Source organism: Paenibacillus diazotrophicus, from assembly GCF_042610465.1.
This window is the reverse complement of record NZ_JBGJZN010000001.1, coordinates 1,808,357-1,824,969: the sequence shown is the minus strand read 5'-3', so window position 1 is coordinate 1,824,969 and position 16,613 is coordinate 1,808,357. Positions and strand designations below refer to the sequence as shown.

At 48.4% G+C, this 16,613-nt stretch carries 23 protein-coding genes; 19 read left to right on the top strand and 4 right to left on the bottom strand.

Annotation, left to right across the window (positions count from 1 at the left end; translation table 11 throughout):
* Nucleotides 1-161 precede the first annotated feature (161 nt).
* The 5 genes from ACAN54_RS08300 to ACAN54_RS08280 are packed head-to-tail and all read left to right on the top strand — an operon-like array spanning nucleotide 162 to nucleotide 3,686.
* Complete coding sequence (locus ACAN54_RS08300) at nucleotides 162-1,133, top strand: ABC transporter ATP-binding protein (protein WP_379152900.1); 972 nt, start codon at nucleotides 162-164, stop codon at nucleotides 1,131-1,133.
* Nucleotides 1,126-1,872 carry an ABC transporter permease gene (locus ACAN54_RS08295; protein ID WP_379152898.1) on the top strand — a complete coding sequence of 249 codons (747 nt, stop codon included), beginning with the start codon at nucleotides 1,126-1,128 and terminating at the stop codon, nucleotides 1,870-1,872. Before ACAN54_RS08300 ends, ACAN54_RS08295 begins: the two co-directional genes overlap by 8 nt.
* Nucleotides 1,872-2,246: a GntR family transcriptional regulator gene (locus ACAN54_RS08290; RefSeq protein ID WP_379152896.1), complete on the top strand. Its 375-nt coding sequence runs from the start codon at nucleotides 1,872-1,874 to the stop codon at nucleotides 2,244-2,246. The genes ACAN54_RS08295 and ACAN54_RS08290 overlap by 1 nt, the downstream gene beginning before the upstream one ends.
* A 13-nt stretch (nucleotides 2,247-2,259) precedes the next feature.
* A complete protein-coding gene (locus tag ACAN54_RS08285; RefSeq protein ID WP_379152894.1) occupies nucleotides 2,260-2,961 on the top strand; it encodes an ABC transporter ATP-binding protein in 702 nt (233 codons plus the stop codon).
* On the top strand, nucleotides 2,955-3,686 hold the full coding sequence (locus ACAN54_RS08280; RefSeq protein WP_379152892.1) for a hypothetical protein: 732 nt from the start codon (nucleotides 2,955-2,957) through the stop codon (nucleotides 3,684-3,686). The genes ACAN54_RS08285 and ACAN54_RS08280 overlap by 7 nt, the downstream gene beginning before the upstream one ends.
* Before the next feature lie 100 nt (nucleotides 3,687-3,786).
* On the opposite strand, the gene ACAN54_RS08275 is transcribed toward ACAN54_RS08280, so the two are convergent.
* Together ACAN54_RS08275 and ACAN54_RS08270 are read right to left on the bottom strand one after the other, a co-directional pair.
* Nucleotides 3,787-4,167, bottom strand: a complete 381-nt coding sequence (locus tag ACAN54_RS08275) for a PilZ domain-containing protein (protein ID WP_379152890.1) — start codon at nucleotides 4,165-4,167, stop codon at nucleotides 3,787-3,789.
* A 185-nt stretch (nucleotides 4,168-4,352) separates the two neighbouring features.
* Nucleotides 4,353-4,637: a hypothetical protein gene (locus ACAN54_RS08270; RefSeq protein ID WP_379152888.1), complete on the bottom strand. Its 285-nt coding sequence runs from the start codon at nucleotides 4,635-4,637 to the stop codon at nucleotides 4,353-4,355.
* A gap of 324 nt (nucleotides 4,638-4,961) precedes the next feature.
* Here ACAN54_RS08270 and ACAN54_RS08265 point away from each other — a divergent pair, with 324 nt between their 5' ends.
* The 8 genes from ACAN54_RS08265 to coaD all read left to right on the top strand — a co-directional run bounded on the left by ACAN54_RS08265 (nucleotide 4,962) and on the right by coaD (nucleotide 8,951).
* Nucleotides 4,962-5,681, top strand: a complete 720-nt coding sequence (locus ACAN54_RS08265; protein WP_379152886.1) for a glucosaminidase domain-containing protein — start codon at nucleotides 4,962-4,964, stop codon at nucleotides 5,679-5,681.
* Nucleotides 5,681-5,965 carry a holin gene (locus tag ACAN54_RS08260; protein ID WP_379152884.1) on the top strand — a complete coding sequence of 95 codons (285 nt, stop codon included), beginning with the start codon at nucleotides 5,681-5,683 and terminating at the stop codon, nucleotides 5,963-5,965. The genes ACAN54_RS08265 and ACAN54_RS08260 overlap by 1 nt, the downstream gene beginning before the upstream one ends.
* Nucleotides 5,966-6,259: 294 nt before the next feature.
* On the top strand, nucleotides 6,260-6,397 hold the full coding sequence (locus ACAN54_RS08255) for a YjcZ family sporulation protein (RefSeq protein WP_379152882.1): 138 nt from the start codon (nucleotides 6,260-6,262) through the stop codon (nucleotides 6,395-6,397).
* A gap of 115 nt (nucleotides 6,398-6,512) precedes the next feature.
* Nucleotides 6,513-6,803, top strand: a complete 291-nt coding sequence (locus ACAN54_RS08250; protein ID WP_379152880.1) for a hypothetical protein — start codon at nucleotides 6,513-6,515, stop codon at nucleotides 6,801-6,803.
* A 109-nt stretch (nucleotides 6,804-6,912) separates the two neighbouring features.
* Nucleotides 6,913-7,377 carry a ferritin-like domain-containing protein gene (locus ACAN54_RS08245; RefSeq protein WP_379152878.1) on the top strand — a complete coding sequence of 155 codons (465 nt, stop codon included), beginning with the start codon at nucleotides 6,913-6,915 and terminating at the stop codon, nucleotides 7,375-7,377.
* A 196-nt stretch (nucleotides 7,378-7,573) separates the two neighbouring features.
* Complete coding sequence (locus ACAN54_RS08240; RefSeq protein WP_379152876.1) at nucleotides 7,574-7,696, top strand: hypothetical protein; 123 nt, start codon at nucleotides 7,574-7,576, stop codon at nucleotides 7,694-7,696.
* Nucleotides 7,697-7,837: 141 nt separating this feature from the next.
* On the top strand, nucleotides 7,838-8,446 hold the full coding sequence (rsmD, locus tag ACAN54_RS08235; RefSeq protein WP_379152874.1) for a 16S rRNA (guanine(966)-N(2))-methyltransferase RsmD: 609 nt from the start codon (nucleotides 7,838-7,840) through the stop codon (nucleotides 8,444-8,446).
* The gene (gene coaD, locus ACAN54_RS08230; protein WP_379152872.1) at nucleotides 8,430-8,951 is read left to right on the top strand and encodes a pantetheine-phosphate adenylyltransferase; all 522 of its coding nucleotides are present in this window, start codon (nucleotides 8,430-8,432) and stop codon (nucleotides 8,949-8,951) included. The genes rsmD and coaD overlap by 17 nt, the downstream gene beginning before the upstream one ends.
* Here coaD and ACAN54_RS08225 read toward each other — a convergent pair.
* The gene (locus ACAN54_RS08225) at nucleotides 8,920-10,149 is read right to left on the bottom strand and encodes a nucleoside recognition domain-containing protein (RefSeq protein ID WP_379152870.1); all 1,230 of its coding nucleotides are present in this window, start codon (nucleotides 10,147-10,149) and stop codon (nucleotides 8,920-8,922) included. The two genes, coaD and ACAN54_RS08225, sit on opposite strands and share 32 nt — an antisense overlap.
* Before the next feature lie 162 nt (nucleotides 10,150-10,311).
* Here ACAN54_RS08225 and ACAN54_RS08220 point away from each other — a divergent pair, with 162 nt between their 5' ends.
* Nucleotides 10,312-11,349 carry a SepM family pheromone-processing serine protease gene (locus ACAN54_RS08220; RefSeq protein ID WP_379152868.1) on the top strand — a complete coding sequence of 346 codons (1,038 nt, stop codon included), beginning with the start codon at nucleotides 10,312-10,314 and terminating at the stop codon, nucleotides 11,347-11,349.
* On the opposite strand, the gene ACAN54_RS08215 is transcribed toward ACAN54_RS08220, so the two are convergent.
* Complete coding sequence (locus ACAN54_RS08215) at nucleotides 11,339-12,577, bottom strand: nucleotidyltransferase (protein WP_379152866.1); 1,239 nt, start codon at nucleotides 12,575-12,577, stop codon at nucleotides 11,339-11,341. The two genes, ACAN54_RS08220 and ACAN54_RS08215, sit on opposite strands and share 11 nt — an antisense overlap.
* A gap of 151 nt (nucleotides 12,578-12,728) precedes the next feature.
* Between ACAN54_RS08215 and ACAN54_RS08210 the strand changes: the two genes are divergently transcribed.
* The 5 genes from ACAN54_RS08210 to ACAN54_RS08190 all read left to right on the top strand — a co-directional run bounded on the left by ACAN54_RS08210 (nucleotide 12,729) and on the right by ACAN54_RS08190 (nucleotide 16,544).
* Nucleotides 12,729-13,250 carry a YceD family protein gene (locus tag ACAN54_RS08210; RefSeq protein WP_379152864.1) on the top strand — a complete coding sequence of 174 codons (522 nt, stop codon included), beginning with the start codon at nucleotides 12,729-12,731 and terminating at the stop codon, nucleotides 13,248-13,250.
* Between the two features lie 52 nt (nucleotides 13,251-13,302).
* Nucleotides 13,303-13,476: a 50S ribosomal protein L32 gene (gene rpmF / locus ACAN54_RS08205; RefSeq protein WP_019911234.1), complete on the top strand. Its 174-nt coding sequence runs from the start codon at nucleotides 13,303-13,305 to the stop codon at nucleotides 13,474-13,476.
* 500 nt (nucleotides 13,477-13,976) lie between these two features.
* On the top strand, nucleotides 13,977-14,573 hold the full coding sequence (gene fapR / locus ACAN54_RS08200; RefSeq protein WP_379152862.1) for a transcription factor FapR: 597 nt from the start codon (nucleotides 13,977-13,979) through the stop codon (nucleotides 14,571-14,573).
* Nucleotides 14,557-15,546: a phosphate acyltransferase PlsX gene (gene plsX, locus ACAN54_RS08195; protein ID WP_379152860.1), complete on the top strand. Its 990-nt coding sequence runs from the start codon at nucleotides 14,557-14,559 to the stop codon at nucleotides 15,544-15,546. Before fapR ends, plsX begins: the two co-directional genes overlap by 17 nt.
* A gap of 8 nt (nucleotides 15,547-15,554) precedes the next feature.
* Nucleotides 15,555-16,544, top strand: a complete 990-nt coding sequence (locus tag ACAN54_RS08190; RefSeq protein WP_143191797.1) for a beta-ketoacyl-ACP synthase III — start codon at nucleotides 15,555-15,557, stop codon at nucleotides 16,542-16,544.
* The last annotated feature ends 69 nt before the right edge of the window (nucleotides 16,545-16,613 follow it).

Sequence of the window (16,613 nt, the reverse complement as noted above, 5' to 3'; positions counted from 1 at the left end):
TCAAGATACCAGCTTCTTGAATTCATCGTCAGCCTTGGTTCCACAGATTCGGTCTGGAAGAATTAGGCTTTACAAATGACATGAGTCAGTGTACTATTTAACTAACACACCGGTACAACGAAAATTTACCGGAAATATTTGATTTCATCCAGGAGGGTGCCATGAGTCAGATTGCATATCATGCTGAATCATCAGGTTTTGGGAACGCGCCGATTATCTTGCAAATGAATGGTGTCAGCAAGATTATCAAAGGGAAAGCGATTGTCGATAAACTGTCTTTTGATATTCGTAAGGGAGAAATTGTGGGGCTGCTCGGACCTAACGGAGCCGGCAAAACGACCACAATCCGTATGATGACCGGACTAATCCGTATGTCGGAAGGCGATGTGCTGGTCGACGGGCACAGTATCCGTAATAACTTCAACAAGGCCATCGCCCACATTGGCGCGATTATCGAGAACCCGGAGTTTTATCCCCATCTAACAGGTTATGACAATCTGAAGCAATATCAGCGGATGAGTGATGGCATCACAAATGCCCGAATCGATGAAGTGGTACAGCTAGTCGGCCTGCAGGAAGCTATGGGCAAGAAGGTAAAAGCCTATTCACTGGGGATGCGCCAGCGTCTTGGGATAGCCCAGGCTCTGCTGCAAGCGCCAAAGCTGTTAATCCTTGATGAGCCTACGAATGGGCTGGATCCTGCTGGAATCCGTGAGATGCGTGAATATATGCGTACAATAGCTGAGGTGGAAGGGATATCGATTCTAATATCCAGCCATATGCTTGCAGAGATCGAACAGATCTGTCACCGCGCGGTTGTCATTCAGAATGGTCAGCTGATTGCTGTAACTCCCCTGGGAGAAGAAGTGCAGGCCGGAGGTGAGATCCCACTTACGATCCGGGTAGATCAGCTGAAAGCTGCTCTTGCTGTCATTGGAGCCCGATCGGGAGTACAGCTCATTCGGGCGGACGAGGCGAATTCTGAACTCGTGGTCAGTATAAAAGATAACGAAGTGCCAGAGCTCGTAGCTGCACTCAGCGAATCAAGAGTGGGTGTCTACCGCATTACAGACAACAAACAGAGTCTGGAAGAAGAATTCCTGAAATGGACGGGAGGGAACCGCATTGCGTAAATTCAATAATCTGGTACTGAATGAGTGGCTAAAATTATCCAAGAAACGCACCTTTTTCGTAGCTTACGCGCTTTTAATCGGATTGCCTTTTTTGGTAGGGTACGTTGTGCACTCGGTTGCGTCAGATCTTTTTGCCTCCGGGCCTGCATTTGCGAAGGAAATGATGATGCCGAATGCTATCGGCCAGGTGCTGAGTATTCTGGTCATTATCGGGACTGCGGGTATGGTCACTAAGGAATACAGTCAGGGAACCATCAAATTCCTGCTGATCCGTGCGCGAAGCCGAACTGCCATTCTGGCCTCGAAATACGTGACCGTGCTGCTGTATGCCCTAAGCCTGACCGTCGTGACCACCATTGCGGTGTATGCATCAGGCAGTGTGTGGTTTGGAATGGAGGGGAGCAGCTTTGGTATTCGCGATGTTCTCACTTCTGTGCTCTATAACAGCGTGTATCTGGTGATGTACACTGCGCTCTCTTTTATGATTGGAATCCTGACTACTTCCACTGGAGTAACCATAGGGAGCACGATGTTTGCTATTACGATTAGCAATTTGGTTATTTTCCGCGAGTTCTACAAATATGTATTATTTCCTAATATGAATCTGGCGGCTTATGAAGGGGGAGGAGCCCCTATTCCGGGAATGACTCTGCACTTCTCTATCCTGGTGCTGGCAGTATACTTCGTATTGTTTCTTTTGGCAGGGTTTATGGTGTTCAGACGAAGGGACGTTGCTTGATGACCATAGAATTTGACAACAATCAGCCGATTTATCTCCAGATTATGAATTATCTGAAAGGGGAAATCGTCACCGGAAAGCTGAAACCAGGAGATAAAATCCCCTCCGTACGTGAATTGGCCGCAGAACTGCAGATTAATCCGAATACGGTTCAAAGAACCTTTCAGGAACTGGAGCGTGAAGAAATCGTGGAAACCCGGCGCGGGATGGGCAGATATGTTACAGGTAATGAACAAACTATTCTCACAATAAAAAAAGAGATGGCACAGGATGTGCTGGAACGATTTTTTCGGGGCATGCAGGAGCTGGGCTTTCAGAGCGAAGAGATCCTGACGGCTGTAGCAGAAAATATTGCTTCAAGGAATAAATCATAGGGGGATTATTTCAGTGGACAGGATACTTCAGGTTGAAAATGTGACCAAAAAATACGGTTCCAAGCACGCACTGCATGATGTCACACTGGGGATCGGTGCGGGTAAAATCGTTGGTCTGCTCGGCAGCAACGGCAGTGGCAAGACTACGCTGATGAAGCTTATTGCCGGGCTTGCCCACCCGACTTCAGGAAAGATCTCCGTGCTTGGTGTTCCGGTAGGAGAAGCGAGCAAATCGCTGGTTTCTTTCATGCCAGACCGTCCCTTAACCGAATCCTGGATGAATGTGGGGGATGCGCTTAAGTTTCAGCAGGACTTTTATCCGGACTTTGATCCAGGCAAAGCGAAGAAGATGCTTGAATTCATGAAGCTTAGGGGGAATGACAAGGTCCGCACCTTGTCCAAAGGAATGAGTGAACGCCTGCAGCTGACTATGGTGCTCTCACGCCGGGCTAGCTTATATATTCTGGATGAGCCTATCGGCGGGGTTGACCCTGTTGCCCGGACAAAGATACTTAACGCGCTGATGGAGTTCTATGAGGAAGACAGTACAATTCTGCTCTCCACACATCTTGTAACGGATATTGAGCGGATCTTTGACGAAGTGATCTTTATCAAAGAGGGGAAGCTTGTGCTCCATAGTGAAGTTGAGGAGCTCCGGCTTCAGCACGGAAAAAGTGTTGATGAGCTATTCAGAGAGGTGTATGCAGAATGCTAAGGCTGATGAAATACGACTTGAAACGCAGACGGGAACGGATTCTTGCAGTATTTGTTATTATGCTCTTGGCACAGGTCGGAACATGGATTTCGAACAGCTCCATGGGTGTTGAACTACTTTCATATCATATGATGATCTACGGCATTTTTGGATGCATCCTGCTGCTTTTTGTCGTGTTCAACTATGTTCGCTACTTGAAGTCTTATGCCAGAAAGCTTGTACCGGTAGGTACTGTTCAGAACGTTCTTTCGCCACTGTTGCTCATTTGGGTTCTGCTCTTCCTGGTGGTTCTTATTGCAGCGATCCATCTGGGTCTATATGTTCTGGTGTACTCCTCTGATTTTCTTCCGGTGAATTTCTGGCATGTGGCTCCTTGGAGCGTACTGAATCTTCTTTGGACCTCCGGATTTGAGTTAATCCTCTTAATGTTTGCGATCACCGTAGCCATGAGCCTCCGGGTAAAAGGGACAATCTGGATCGCTATCGCCGTGTTTGCTTTGATCGATAACGGAATAAGCTTTATCGAAAATAAGTTCTGGGGAAGCTACATGAACGCACTGGATAAAGCATTCCAGTTTAAGATTTATGATGCTTCTGCCATACACACTGGACTAAGTCTGCCTGACATCGGAACGAATCTGTGGGCACTGATCTTTGAGGCTGCTGTTGGAGCCATTCTCATTTATGTAATGACTGTGCTGATCAAGAAGAGGATTGAAGAATAGGTGACCTTGTCTTCAGCAGCCTCTGGTCCTGGCATAAGGCAGAACCACACATCACAAATAGACGTCCTCCTGAAGGAGGGCATCTAACATGACGAGCCTGTTATAATCCTTGAGCTCTGCGGGTGTTGGTCCAAAGCTCCAATTCGCGCAGCAGCTGCTCTTCTTCGTCTTCCTGTAAATCGAGACGGATTCCATACTGGAACTGGCCCAGTCCGAACATCCATCCCCAACGCACGCTGCCTTCGAATTGCAGCTTGTCATCCGCGAGCTGAAAATGAATGATCAGCCTCGTATCACCAGCGGTAAAGCGGAGGTTAAGCGAAGTGCGCACCTTGCAGCCGGAACGGCTAAGGTCAAGCAGTACCCCTTCTGTCAATTTTCCGGCACCTGGACCGGAATTGTCCGCGGGAAGTTCCAGCCAGCATTCGATGGGCTGGTTCATCACGTATCGGAACGGTTCTTTTCTGCTGGAGTCGTCCATATGTACCTCCGCTGTTTTTTTTTGCTATTATATCGAACTGTTCGGATCTGGGCAATCTACTAAAGTGCTATTTTTGAAATAAAAGAATTATATTTTCAGAATGATAACAGAAATCCCCTCAGCCTCAGTGGTATGAGGGAGGGGATTCCTAAATCAAGCGGTACTATGTAGGATCGCTTAGCGGGTTACAGATTGTAGAGGGAAGACATGCAGTCCACGAACATTTTGTTGTATTCAGACCGTGACAAGTCCCGGGAGGAAGCGATGTCTCTGCCCAGGAATTCAAACCATGTAATTTCAGTGTGATCCTTTTTATAAAGGAATCTCTCATGCTCCATAGAAAAAACAGCATTTTCATACGAAGGGACATGCTCATATTTGAGCTCAGTACCCTGCTTCTCGGAAATTAAGGTAGCCAGAAGGATAAGCATCTTGAACGGGTCATCATACATTTCGAATTGTTCTGACATCAGAGATCACTCCTTGTGATGGTTGATGAGCAGATTATACTACAGCGTTCTCATGTAAGCATTATCATACAGATAACATAGTATTATTTTGCTATAAGCGATCAGATAAATGAAGAAAGAACATCCTGTCTATATGCGATGTGAGACGATGAGCTAAATATGATGTGCCGTATAACCGATGGATAATCTTCGTAAATAGAACGCTCGGGCTGATGCTCTGGTGTTTTTTTGTGTGTTTAAATCTACTAAAATCGCATATCTATAGGAGACAGCACAAGCATATTAACAGAACGAGCATTCTATATATAGAAAGGATGTGATGGGATGACCGGAACAGAATTTATAGCTGCAATCGCCCCCTTTGCTATAGCTGATATGCGACGAAGTGGTATTGCAGCTTCCTTAACGATCGCTCAGGCTGCGCTTGAATCCGGCTGGGGCAGTAGCAGATTAACAGTTAGAGCCAATAATTTGTTCGGGATCAAAGGAACTGGACCAGCCGGTAGTATCTCAATGCAGACTACGGAATATCGTGATGGCAAGGCCATGAAGGTCACTACGGCTTTTCGTGCCTATAATAACTGGGGAGAATCCGTTGCTGACCATTCAGAGCTGATCCGGAACGGGGTTTACTGGAACCGGAATCTGTACAGTAAGGTAATTGGGTTAGGTGGCGCCGACGCTGCAAGAGAGATCGCTGAGTCAGGGTACGCCACGGATCCCGATTATGCTTCTAAGCTTATTCAAATTATGAAGGCCAATAATCTGTTTCCATATGATGAGATGAAGGAGGATGATGAGATGTCAGCAGAAGATAGACAAAGGCTGGATGTTCTGGAAGCGAAGGTGCAGGAACTCCAGCAGCGTCTGGCTGCTGTAGAAGGACATTTTGCCATGGATGTTCCGGAGTGGGCGAAATCAGCCGTTAGCGCTGCAATAAGTGCTGGAGTGCTGGATACCCCTTCCCAGGGCAGCTATGATTTCTACAGAACACTCACCATATTATACCGGGCAGACCTCTTGCCGGAGAAGAAGGAAGGGTGATGAATGTGGTGAATGAGGCATTAAATAATGTTCTGGCATTTGCTTCAGTCTTGGCTGTTTTTGTCCTCGCTTTGGTACAATTGGTCAAAACAACCGTGACCCTCCCGCGAAATCTGGTGCCGGCCGTTGGACTGGTGATTGGGCTGCTTGTCGGTGCTGTTGCCTATCCGTTTACGGATATGAATCTGATTCTGCGCCTTTGGGCAGGTGGACTTGCAGGATTGTCTGCAACCGGACTTTTTGAGCTTGCATTCAACAAAAGGGACGGTTCAACCAAGGATTGACCCCTGTTTATATTAGAGCCTTACTCATACGCCAGTCGACCAAGCAATCAACACGCCTCAATTGTTTGGTCTCCTCCAATCTTCTGGGTACTGTCCGGGTCGGACCGGAGAACTTCGACGGGATTCTGGTTTCGGACTAATAAGCAGCATCCTGTCATTCCTTTTCATTAAGAAGGCAGGATGCTTTTTGGTAATATACAAGCCAGGGCCTAAAAATAAATCGTTTAGCCCAAACTGTATAGGAAGCGGGTACATATTCTACTGTGTAGTAATCAAATTGAAGGGGGTAATCTCATGGGTGCAGATTGCGGATATGGCGCTAATGTAGGTGGTGCTAATGTTGGTCCTGTTGGAAGTCCGTTTACTTCCACAGGTGCGATTCTGGTGCTTTATATCCTTCTGGTTATTATTTTGAGTGCCTGTTTCATCTAATACAGGATATAGACGCGTATCTGAGCAGGAATGCCGGGTCGCGTCTCCGGCCGCAGGGTTGATGGACAAGCCAGTGATTATATAGAAGAGTAGTGTAGAATAAGAGGGTATAGTTTTGTGTGCAAATTTAATTATCTATGAGAGTGGTGGAGTGATGGAAGAGAAAGAAAGAGTATATATCATACTTAAGCTGATTGAATCGGGTATTCCTCTGGATAAGGAGACGCTGGAACTGGGTGAGGAAGATTTCAATGAAAGAATAGAGGAGATTTTTGATGACCGGCTGGTAGAGAATATTATCTTCTCAAGGGCCGGCAACCGGCTGCTTGGCGTCAACACACAGGGTGTGAGATTGACCCGGCGTGGCAAAGACTTTATTTTCCTGAAAGAGTCTGGAAGGATGTGAGTATTTAAGAATACTGCTTAGAGTATACATCCGTCGCGGGGGAACATTTAGGCTATAGGTGAATATCCTGTAATTAAGTGTTCCTATTTATAGTAAAGGCGGTGCCACTGTGAATTATCAACCGTATTTTGCTTCTAATTTCCAGACGCCCAACCGGCTTCTGACCCGCAATGATGAAATGGTTCTTCAAATCATTCAGCAATCGATTCAAGGAGAACGTAATGATGAGCTGTTTTATGACTATCTTATAAAATTGGCCCCTACACGGCAAGAACAAGAGATTATTGCAGGTATCCGTGATGATGAGCGAAGACACCGGCAAATGTTCAAGACGCTTTACACCCAGCTGACCGGAATGGCTCCTGTGGTTTCAGATGAAGGAACAGAACCATTGCCGTCCAGTTATCTGGAGGGGATTGAAAAGGCGCTGATGGGTGAACTTAAAGCGTTTGAAAAGTATCGCAAGCTGTATTTGCACATTAACCCGCAGTACCGGGACTGGATCTTTGAGATCATGACGGATGAAATCAAACATGCCAGCTATTACAATTGGTTGTACGCCAAAAACAAGTAATTAAGAGCTCAGAAAGCACCTTGCTCGGTGCTTTTTTTGAGTAAGTCATTAACGGAACAAGAAGAAATGGATTCAAGTGTGGTTTTATGTAAAAGGCTGCCACGATGGCAGCTTTTTTGTATTGCGGATAATAATTATGTATCAAAAGTGGGGGGCCTAAAATAACAATCGGGCGCCCCTTTCGGAGCGCCCTTTCATGGGAGAGGAGAAACCGGACGAAGAGCTTATGGGGAAACGTAAGCCTGCTCCGCGGTTGTCTACGACATTTTGCAATGCCGATAATTACATGATGTCCCTGCAAGACCAATCTTATACATGAGAAGCCGGAGGAATTCTATCGGTCTTAGGAAGACATATACAGACATTCTTTTTATTTCATTAAACAATTGTGGTACTATAGGCTTGGACTTATGCCCTAATCAGCATAACTAACAGAGACATAAGAGCAGGTGAATGAGCGGTGAGAGTTGTATCGGGAAGTGCAAAGGGAAGACCTTTGAAGAGTGTTCCGGGAAGCGGAACGCGGCCAACAACCGACAAGGTCAAGGAAGCAATGTTCAGTATGATTGGTCCATATTTTGAGGGTGGCGCCGCGCTGGATTTGTTTGCCGGAACGGGCGGTCTCGGAATTGAGGCCTTGAGCAGAGGAATGGATCAGGCGGTATTTGTGGATATGGAACAGAAGAGTATCGATACGGTGCGCGCAAATCTGAAGGCGGCCAAGGTGGAGGAACAAGCAGAAGTCTATCGTAATGAAGCCGGGAGAGCGCTTAGTGCACTGGAGAAACGGGGTCGTTCGTTCGATCTGGTCTTCCTGGACCCTCCATACAGGCTGAAGCACGGGGATGAGCTAATGCTGGCTATGGTACAAAAGAGACTGCTGCGCCCGGATGCCGTTATCGTGCTGGAGCATGAGTCGGGCTATGAATATCCGGAGGACATTCCGGGATTCCAGAGAATACGGCAAGCTGTATACGGAGAGACGACAGTCTCTATTTATAAGTATGAGCCGGCCTCCCAAGAAACTCAGGAGAGCGGCAAGGAGGGTAATGATGAGTCTGCAGATTAGAAAAGAACGTGTGGCCATATATCCGGGAACCTTTGATCCCGTGACGATGGGACACATGGATATTATTCACCGTGCAGCCAAACAGTTCGACAGACTGATTGTTGCCGTTCTTAACAATTTAAGCAAAAATCCGTTATTTACTGTGGAAGAGCGTACCGATCTGCTTCGGCAGGCCACCCAAAACATACCTAATGTGGAGGTAGACAGCTTCCGTGATCTGCTGGTCAATTATGTCCGGCAGAAGGATGCCCAGGTCATTGTCCGCGGAATCCGAACGGTTACCGATTTTGAATATGAGCTGCAGAATGCCTCGATCAATCATAATCTGGACCCCGACGCAGAAACCATTTTTATGATGACCAATCCGAAATATTCCTATTTAAGTTCGAGTGTCGTGAAGGAGATTGCACACTTCGGCGGGAATGTGTCCGACTTCGTGACACCCGAAGTTGAGCAAGCCATGAATCTCAAATTCAAGCGGATGGACGGCGGAGTGAAGCCGTAACATATACAGCTGCAGATAGTGCTAATAATAAGAGCAGGATCAGTACCTGCAAACCAAGTAATTTCGGGATTGAGCTCCAGAATGCTACAGGATTTAGTATGACTGCTGGCATATGTTCATCCGGTACGCTCGTTACTGGCTGTACAATCGTCTGCAGATTAAGCAACGGTTTCCATAGGAGAATCGTGAACACAAAAGCATACATGCCATGAAGCAATCGGTTTGCAGCATAAGGAAGATAACTTACACCTGCCTGCTTAAGCAAAGTCAGTGCCTGGAGCTGTCCGCATATTCCGCTCCAGCCAAGGGCAGCCGATAACCAGGCAGCTTCTAGTGCGTCCATATGACTGTAGACTGTAAGAGAGGTTGCTTTGATTCCGGTGGTAAGCATATTTGCCCCTAGGTGAATTTCAAGCAGACTTGAAACCAGTGCCTGGGGTATCTGGGGGAATACTGAAGCCGCTATATGGATTACTACTGCAAAAATGATCATATAACCGCCGACAATCATGAGGTTCTGGACGGCGGTACTTATGGATTCACCAAGCAGTCTGCCGAAGCTGCGTCCGTCCTGTAGACGAGCTTCCGCAGCCGCACGATTGATGCGTATCAGCAGAGAAGCTCTTTTGTGATGTGGCTGTTTCAGCGATATGGCTGATTGAAGCTTAGGACGTTTGGCAAACAAAGCAGATGTACAGCCTGCTGATAGCCCGGCAAGCCAGTGGATGGACAGTAGTACATATCCTGACGCGGGACTGTGCAGAAAAGCTGCACCTACCACGATCAGCACAGTCACCGGGCTGGCATAGTGGGCCAGAGAAGCTAACCTTCCTGCCTCCTTGTCCGTAATACGGCCCTGTTTATGCAGATGTATTACTGCTCCAGCTCCGGCGGGGAAACCTGCGGTCATGCCCAGAGCAAGGGTCCAGCCGCCCGCTCCGGGCAATCGGAATATTCGATTCATTAAAGGTTCCAGCAATACACCTATGCCGTGAATTATTCCGGATGCGGTAAGCATCTCTGAGAGGATTAGGAAAGGTAGAAGGGCCGGGAAAACAAGGGTCCACCATAGCTTAAGGCCTTGCAGAGAGGCCGCGAATGAGGATTCCGGCGCAGATACGATAGCAATAGCCAGCAGTATGGCTGCTGCCCCGCCAGCAAATGGAGCGGCACCTGAGGTTATTCGTTGTATTTTCATAGGACTCATTTTGAGCATCACCTCTTCATAGCTTAGGACATAGGCTTAAGACTGTTATCAATTTATGCAGAATAGACAACCGTCATGCCTCGGTTCAACCAGCCGCCTTTACAGATCATTCCAAGAGTATAGTCCAGTGCTGAGGGAAAGAAGGGAAAAGCAGTGAGGCCATTGAAACGCCGGGTAGGATTCCGTGCCACAGTCTACTTGTTCACATTTGTGGTGATTGTTTATGTTGCTGTATTTATGAATACGCCTTATATTGTCTATCAACCCGGTAGCGCCTCTGAAGTGGAGCCAATGATTCAGGTTCAGAATGCTGACAAGGATGAAAAGGGAACCTTCATGATGACCACAGTATCTGCCAGCTATGCCAATGTAGCACTACTGGTAGCCTCTGTGTTCAATTCCAATGCAGAGGTGGTCCTGAAAGAAACCCGGCTGAGAGATAAAACGGAGCAGGAGTATGCGGCCGAGCAAGTATATTACATGAATAGTTCACAGTCCTATGCAGTCCAGGCGGCTTATCATGCTGCGGGTATTCCTTATGAAGATGTAGTGGACTACCTGTACGTATTCTCGGTGCCTGTGACTGGCAATCAGCAAAAATTCAAACCCGGCGACAAAATTATCAGTGTAGAGGGACAGTCCATTCCTGATCCGGACTCGTTATCCAGACTTCTTTCAACCCGAAAAATTGGTGATCCGGCAGTGGTTGTACTGCAAAGGGAAGGCAAGGAAGTAAAGGAAACGGTCAAGCTTGTAGAAGTCAAGAATCAGCAGACGGGAGCAGTAAAACCTGGTCTTGGGGTTGTAATTGGAGCTGTGCAGAAGGTAAAACCCGAGATTGAAGGCACAACGGTCAAATTTGTAGATACAGATGTAGGCGGGCCTTCTGCCGGACTAATGTTCACCATGGAGATATACAACCAATTGACTCCTGGTGATCTGACAAAGGGACATCGGGTTGCAGGTACAGGCACCATTGATGCGGATGGAAAAGTAGGGGCTATTGGAGGAGTTAAACATAAGATCGTAGCTGCTGACCGAAAAGGGGCGGAAATCTTTTTCGTGCCGGTTCAGAATTATGATGAAGCCAAGGCGAAGGCCGATAAGATCGGTACGGACATGAAGCTTGTACCTGTATCGACCTTTGCCGAAGCACTGAAATATATGCAGGAGCTGCCGGTCAAATCCTGACCGGGGACTCCAGATAGTCGCTGTAAAAATCTGTGCGCGAAGGGTTGCTGAATGCTCCTGCATAAGCGGCCGCTGCTTGCAGATCTCTGTCGAGCAGCGGATGAGAGAAATGGGCCGGACTAGTCACTACAGGCCAGGAAGCACGGTGTTTCATCTGTTTCAGCAACTGGCGGCCACTTTCCCGAAAACCGAGGACCCGAATGTATCCGGGTCCCTGAGCGAGGAGGGCAGGGGCCATTTCTTCCTTGCTGTGGTTCAGCAGGACATGGATTAGCAGACGCTGCAGTCTGGTATGTGTATAGCGTTTGCTTTTCAGTGCCTCCAGCAAACCGGACATAGTGAAGTGGGGAAGAGCAGGCAGTATCCGCAGCAGCCGGTTTTCCAGGCCTTCATTCATGTCCTGCAGCATTTGCAGCTCGGGCGCTGTCCGTATGGAGAGCAGGTGGCGGAGCTGAATGCTGAAGCTTTCCAGATTCAGCGGGCCTCTGCCGGCTGCATGCTCTCTTTCCAGGATGGACATGCTATAATCTGGCATGTATGCCTCTGGCGATTCGCCTTCTGACAGCGCCTGGCGTATCGCTGTGGCACTGGCAATTCTCGACCCGCTCTGCAGCGGGTCGTGGAACCCTGCGCCGGTTCGCGGCACAGTCAGGGGCCTGATCGCGCTGCAGAGCCGTTGCAGCGCGATCAGATAGTGCAGGCCGAGGCTGTTGTTCGGCTGGCGCAACAGCCCGGCGGCATCGAAGCTTCTCTCCTGTCCGGGGAGAGAAGCTTCCCAGACGGACGCCGCAGCTGCACTGTACGCGGCGGGGAAGCTCGCTCCGAGTGCCATGCGGCTGCGGATCTCGCTCTTGAGCGCGCTGCTTTCTTTGGCCAGGAATTCGGCCAGCGGCAGCAGCACGCTCAAAGTGCCGGCTTCGGAGCCGAAGCACAAGCTGTCCACGACCCCGGTCGCTTCCAGCAGAGCAACCGCTCCGAAGGCGAACCACTCTGCCGGCTGTACGGCATACGCCACCGGCAGCTCAATCACGACGTCGGCTCCCATATGGAGCGCCATCTCCGTGCGGGCGCGCTTGCTCACCGTCGCCGGTTCGCCGCGCTGGGTGAATGGCCCGCTCATGATCACAATGGAGTGATCCGCACCGGACAGTTTTTTGGCCTCCTCAAAGTGGTGGACATGACCGTTATGTAAAGGGTTGTACTCTGCAATAATACCGACCGCAGTCACTATGATTTCACCCCGTATTCTTGATAATTAGGATTCTAGATTAGTTATATCATAATTTGATCTGTCCATCGAAACAATATAAAGGGAAAATGGTTGACAAAGTTCGGTAATACTAGGTATAATAAATTTTGTTTGTTTGGAGTGATGAAATATGAAGATTCACTTTCGCAAATTGGCTAATGCCGACGAGCCTCTGCACTTTCAGGATACACTGGATGTAAGCGAGCTTGTCAAAGGGCGGAAGGATATACTTGCTGTTGCACCACTTTCAGTGGACCTTAAAGCGCTGCCCGCGGACACCGATTGTGTGAACGTGGTGGGGAAATTGAACGGGAATGTGGACATGTTATGTGCACGTTGCCTTACAGAGGTTAACAGTGAATTGAACATTCCTTTTGCTGAGACTTTCAAATGGCTTAAGCAGCCGCTTCTTCCCCAAGATGAAGATGATGAACTCATTTACATCGAGGATGAGATTGTGGATCTTGTCCCGTTTGTGGAGGAAAATTTCGTACTGCACTTACCGGATTCGGTATTGTGCAAGGCAGACTGTCTTGGTCTTTGTCAGAAATGCGGACAAAATTTGAACGAAGGCACCTGCAGTTGCGACAACACAGTGATCGATCCAAGACTCGCTGGGTTGAAAGGATTCTTTACCAAGCAAGATGACTAAGAACAAATCCCGAGTGATAACGGGTTAAAACAGAATTAGGAGGTGTAACACAATGGCAGTACCTCAACGGAGAACGTCCAAAACACGCCGTGACAAACGCCGCACCCACTTCAAACTGGTTGTGCCGGGCATGGTGAAATGTGAACAATGCGGAGAGCTGAAACTGGCTCACCACGTATGCAAAGTTTGCGGAACTTACAAAGCTAGAGAGATCATCAAACAATAGTCTCTCGACAAAAGTAGCACTTCATCTGCTGGTGAGGTGCTATTTTTTTTGAAATGATAAGCTTTTACAGACTAAATCGTATAAAAGGTTCTTCGATTTCACGACTGCTAAGAATCCTATCTCTATGAGGGGTAAGCTGTCATGATTGCTTCGGAATATCTATAAAGGCTTCATGTGAAAAGCTTTATATACTATGTTTCACGCATTCAAGTTCTCGGCGTTATGAGGCCTTCTTAAGCAAGCTTGTAAGTCTGCGCTTTATTTTTGTAGCGGCATGCTTTATACTACATATTAGTACCTGGTTCTAAATTTTTCATAAGATTTATAGCTATGATAACAGCGGCCATCCAAGGCCGGATGCTATTTTCAAAATATAAGGAAGCCAATTTTTCATGTTACTCAATGTCCTTATATTTCTCGCTGAAACGGGACGTCCTGTTCATGGGCGCCGAAGCCGTTTCCGCTTGGCATGTGCCAGGAGGTGAGCCGCCATAGAGCGGATGTCCAAGAAAGAACGTCAGCAGAAGCTGCTGCAGATTATAGACGGCAATCCATTTGTAACTGACCGGGAACTGACCCGGCAGCTCAAAGTGAGCATACAGACGATCCGCCTGGACCGGATGGAGCTTGGGATTCCCGAGCTGCGTGAGCGGATGAAGCAGATGGCCGAGCATTCCTACGATCAGGTGCGCTCTTTGCCTGCTGATGAAGTGGTCGGTGATATTGTAGACCTGCAGCTGGACCGGAGCGGGATTTCCATATTTGAAATTCGTGAAGAGCATGTCTTCTCCAGAAACGGGATCGCGCGTGGACACTATGTGTTCGCCCAAGCCAATTCACTGGCGGTTGCCGTGATCAATGATGAGATTGCCCTGACGGCTTCCGCTGATATTCGTTTTATCCGAATGGTTAGACTCCATGAGAAATGTATCGCCAAAGCGCAGGTGCGTTCACTCGCGGGCCGGAACGGCAAAGCGGAAGTGGATGTATTTACCTATGTCGGTGAAGAATTGGTTTTTCAGGGCCATTTCGTGGTATACCGGTCCGCATTTGAAGAATACAGCGAAGGGGGAAACCGCAGTGCTGATCGCCATTGATGCGATGGGTGGGGACAATGCTCCTGAATGTAATGTTGAGGGTGCATTATCCGCAGCAGCAGAGTGGAGTGACACGCAGATTGTGCTTGTCGGCGATGAGGCCAGACTTGAACCACTGCTGAAGAACAAACCGTCTAATGTGTCTGTGCGTCACGCGGGGGACGTTATCGGTTCTGATGAAGAACCGGTAAAGGCGGTCCGCCGTAAAAAGGATTCATCCATGGTAGTGGCAGGCCGTATGGTTCGCGAAGGTGAAGCGGACGCCATGATCTCGTCAGGGAATACAGGAGCTTTAATGACTACGGGGTTACTGGTTGTAGGGAGAATGCAGGGGATTGAACGCCCTGCTCTGGCTCCCATGATTCCGACTCTGGATGATGTCGGTGTGCTGGCACTCGATCTGGGTGCCAATATGGATGCCACGCCCCAACATCTGGTGCAATATGCTCTCATGGGCAGTATTTACCGCAGTAAGGTGCATGGCATAGCTAAACCTCGTGTGGGCCTGCTGAACGTGGGTACCGAACCTGGGAAAGGCAATGAACTAACAAAGGAAGCATACCCGCTGCTGGAAGCAATGCAGGGGATCCATTTTGTCGGCAATGTGGAAGCCCGGGATGTGCTCACTGGCAACTGTGATGTGCTCGTATGTGACGGATTTGCAGGGAATATACTATTGAAGACACTGGAAGGTACAGCTGGCGCGATGTTCTCTCTGCTGAAGGAACAGTTCAGCAAGTCCTTGAAGACTAAGCTCGGAGCAGCCATACTGATGCCAGAGCTTAGAAACCTCAAAGGCAAAATGGATTATAAAGAGCATGGCGGAGCACCGTTGCTCGGTCTTAGCGGGTTGGTAGTGAAAGGACATGGCTCATCTGACGGTAACGCTGTCAAGAATGCAGTCAGACAAGCACGAATTGCTTTGCAAGCAGATTTGGTATCCAGTATATCCAAGGAAATTAGCGGGAAGTGAGTGAGGACATGAAACAATTACGTCCGGTAGGGATTATTGGCACTGGGAAATATGTGCCTGAGAAAATATTAACCAATAGTGATCTGGAGAAGATCGTCGAAACCAACGATGAATGGATTGTCAGCCGTACAGGTATCCGGGAACGGCATATAGCCGCTCCGCATGAAGCGACTTCCGATCTTGCCTACGAAGCAGCGCTCAGAGCGCTGGATTCAGCGGGAATGAAAGCGGAAGATCTGGATCTGATTATTATCGCAACGGTAACGCCGGACAGTGCATTTCCATCTACGGCCTGCATCCTGCAGGACAAACTGGGTGCAAAAGGGGCGGCGGCATTTGATTTGTCTGCTGCTTGTTCTGGATTCGTATATAGCTTGGCTACAGCAACCGGATTTATCCAGAATGGGATGTACAATAACGCACTGATTATCGGTGCAGATACCTTGTCACGGATCACCGATTACACAGACCGTAATACCTGTGTTCTATTCGGTGACGGTGCGGGTGCTGTTATTCTCGGGGAGGTGCCTGAAGGAAGAGGGTTCCAATCCTTTGATCTCGGTGCTGAAGGTTCCGGCGGAAGTTTGCTGAAGATGGAAGCAGGTGGTTCACGACTCCCGGCATCACAGCAAACAGTGGAAGATAAAAAACATTTCATTTACATGAACGGCAGAGAGGTCTTCAAATTTGCTGTGCGGATCATGGGTTCAGCGACGGAGCGTGTACTAACCAAAGCAGGTATCTCCAAAGAAGATATTGATCTGTTTGTACCTCATCAGGCTAATATCCGCATTATCCAATCGGCGATGCAGCGTTTGGATCTGCCGCCGGAGAAATGCGTCATCAATGTCGATAAATACGCTAACACTTCTGCAGCATCGATTCCTCTCGCACTCGTAGAGGCAGCGGAAGAAGGCCGGATGAAGGAAGGCGACACTGTGCTGATGGTAGGTTTCGGTGGAGGTCTTACATGGGGCGCTTCTGTCCTGATCTGGTAAAGCCGCGGATTCTATAATAATAGAAGGAAGTGATGGCAGAACAGTCGTAAGCAGGCTGGTTGCCTCATT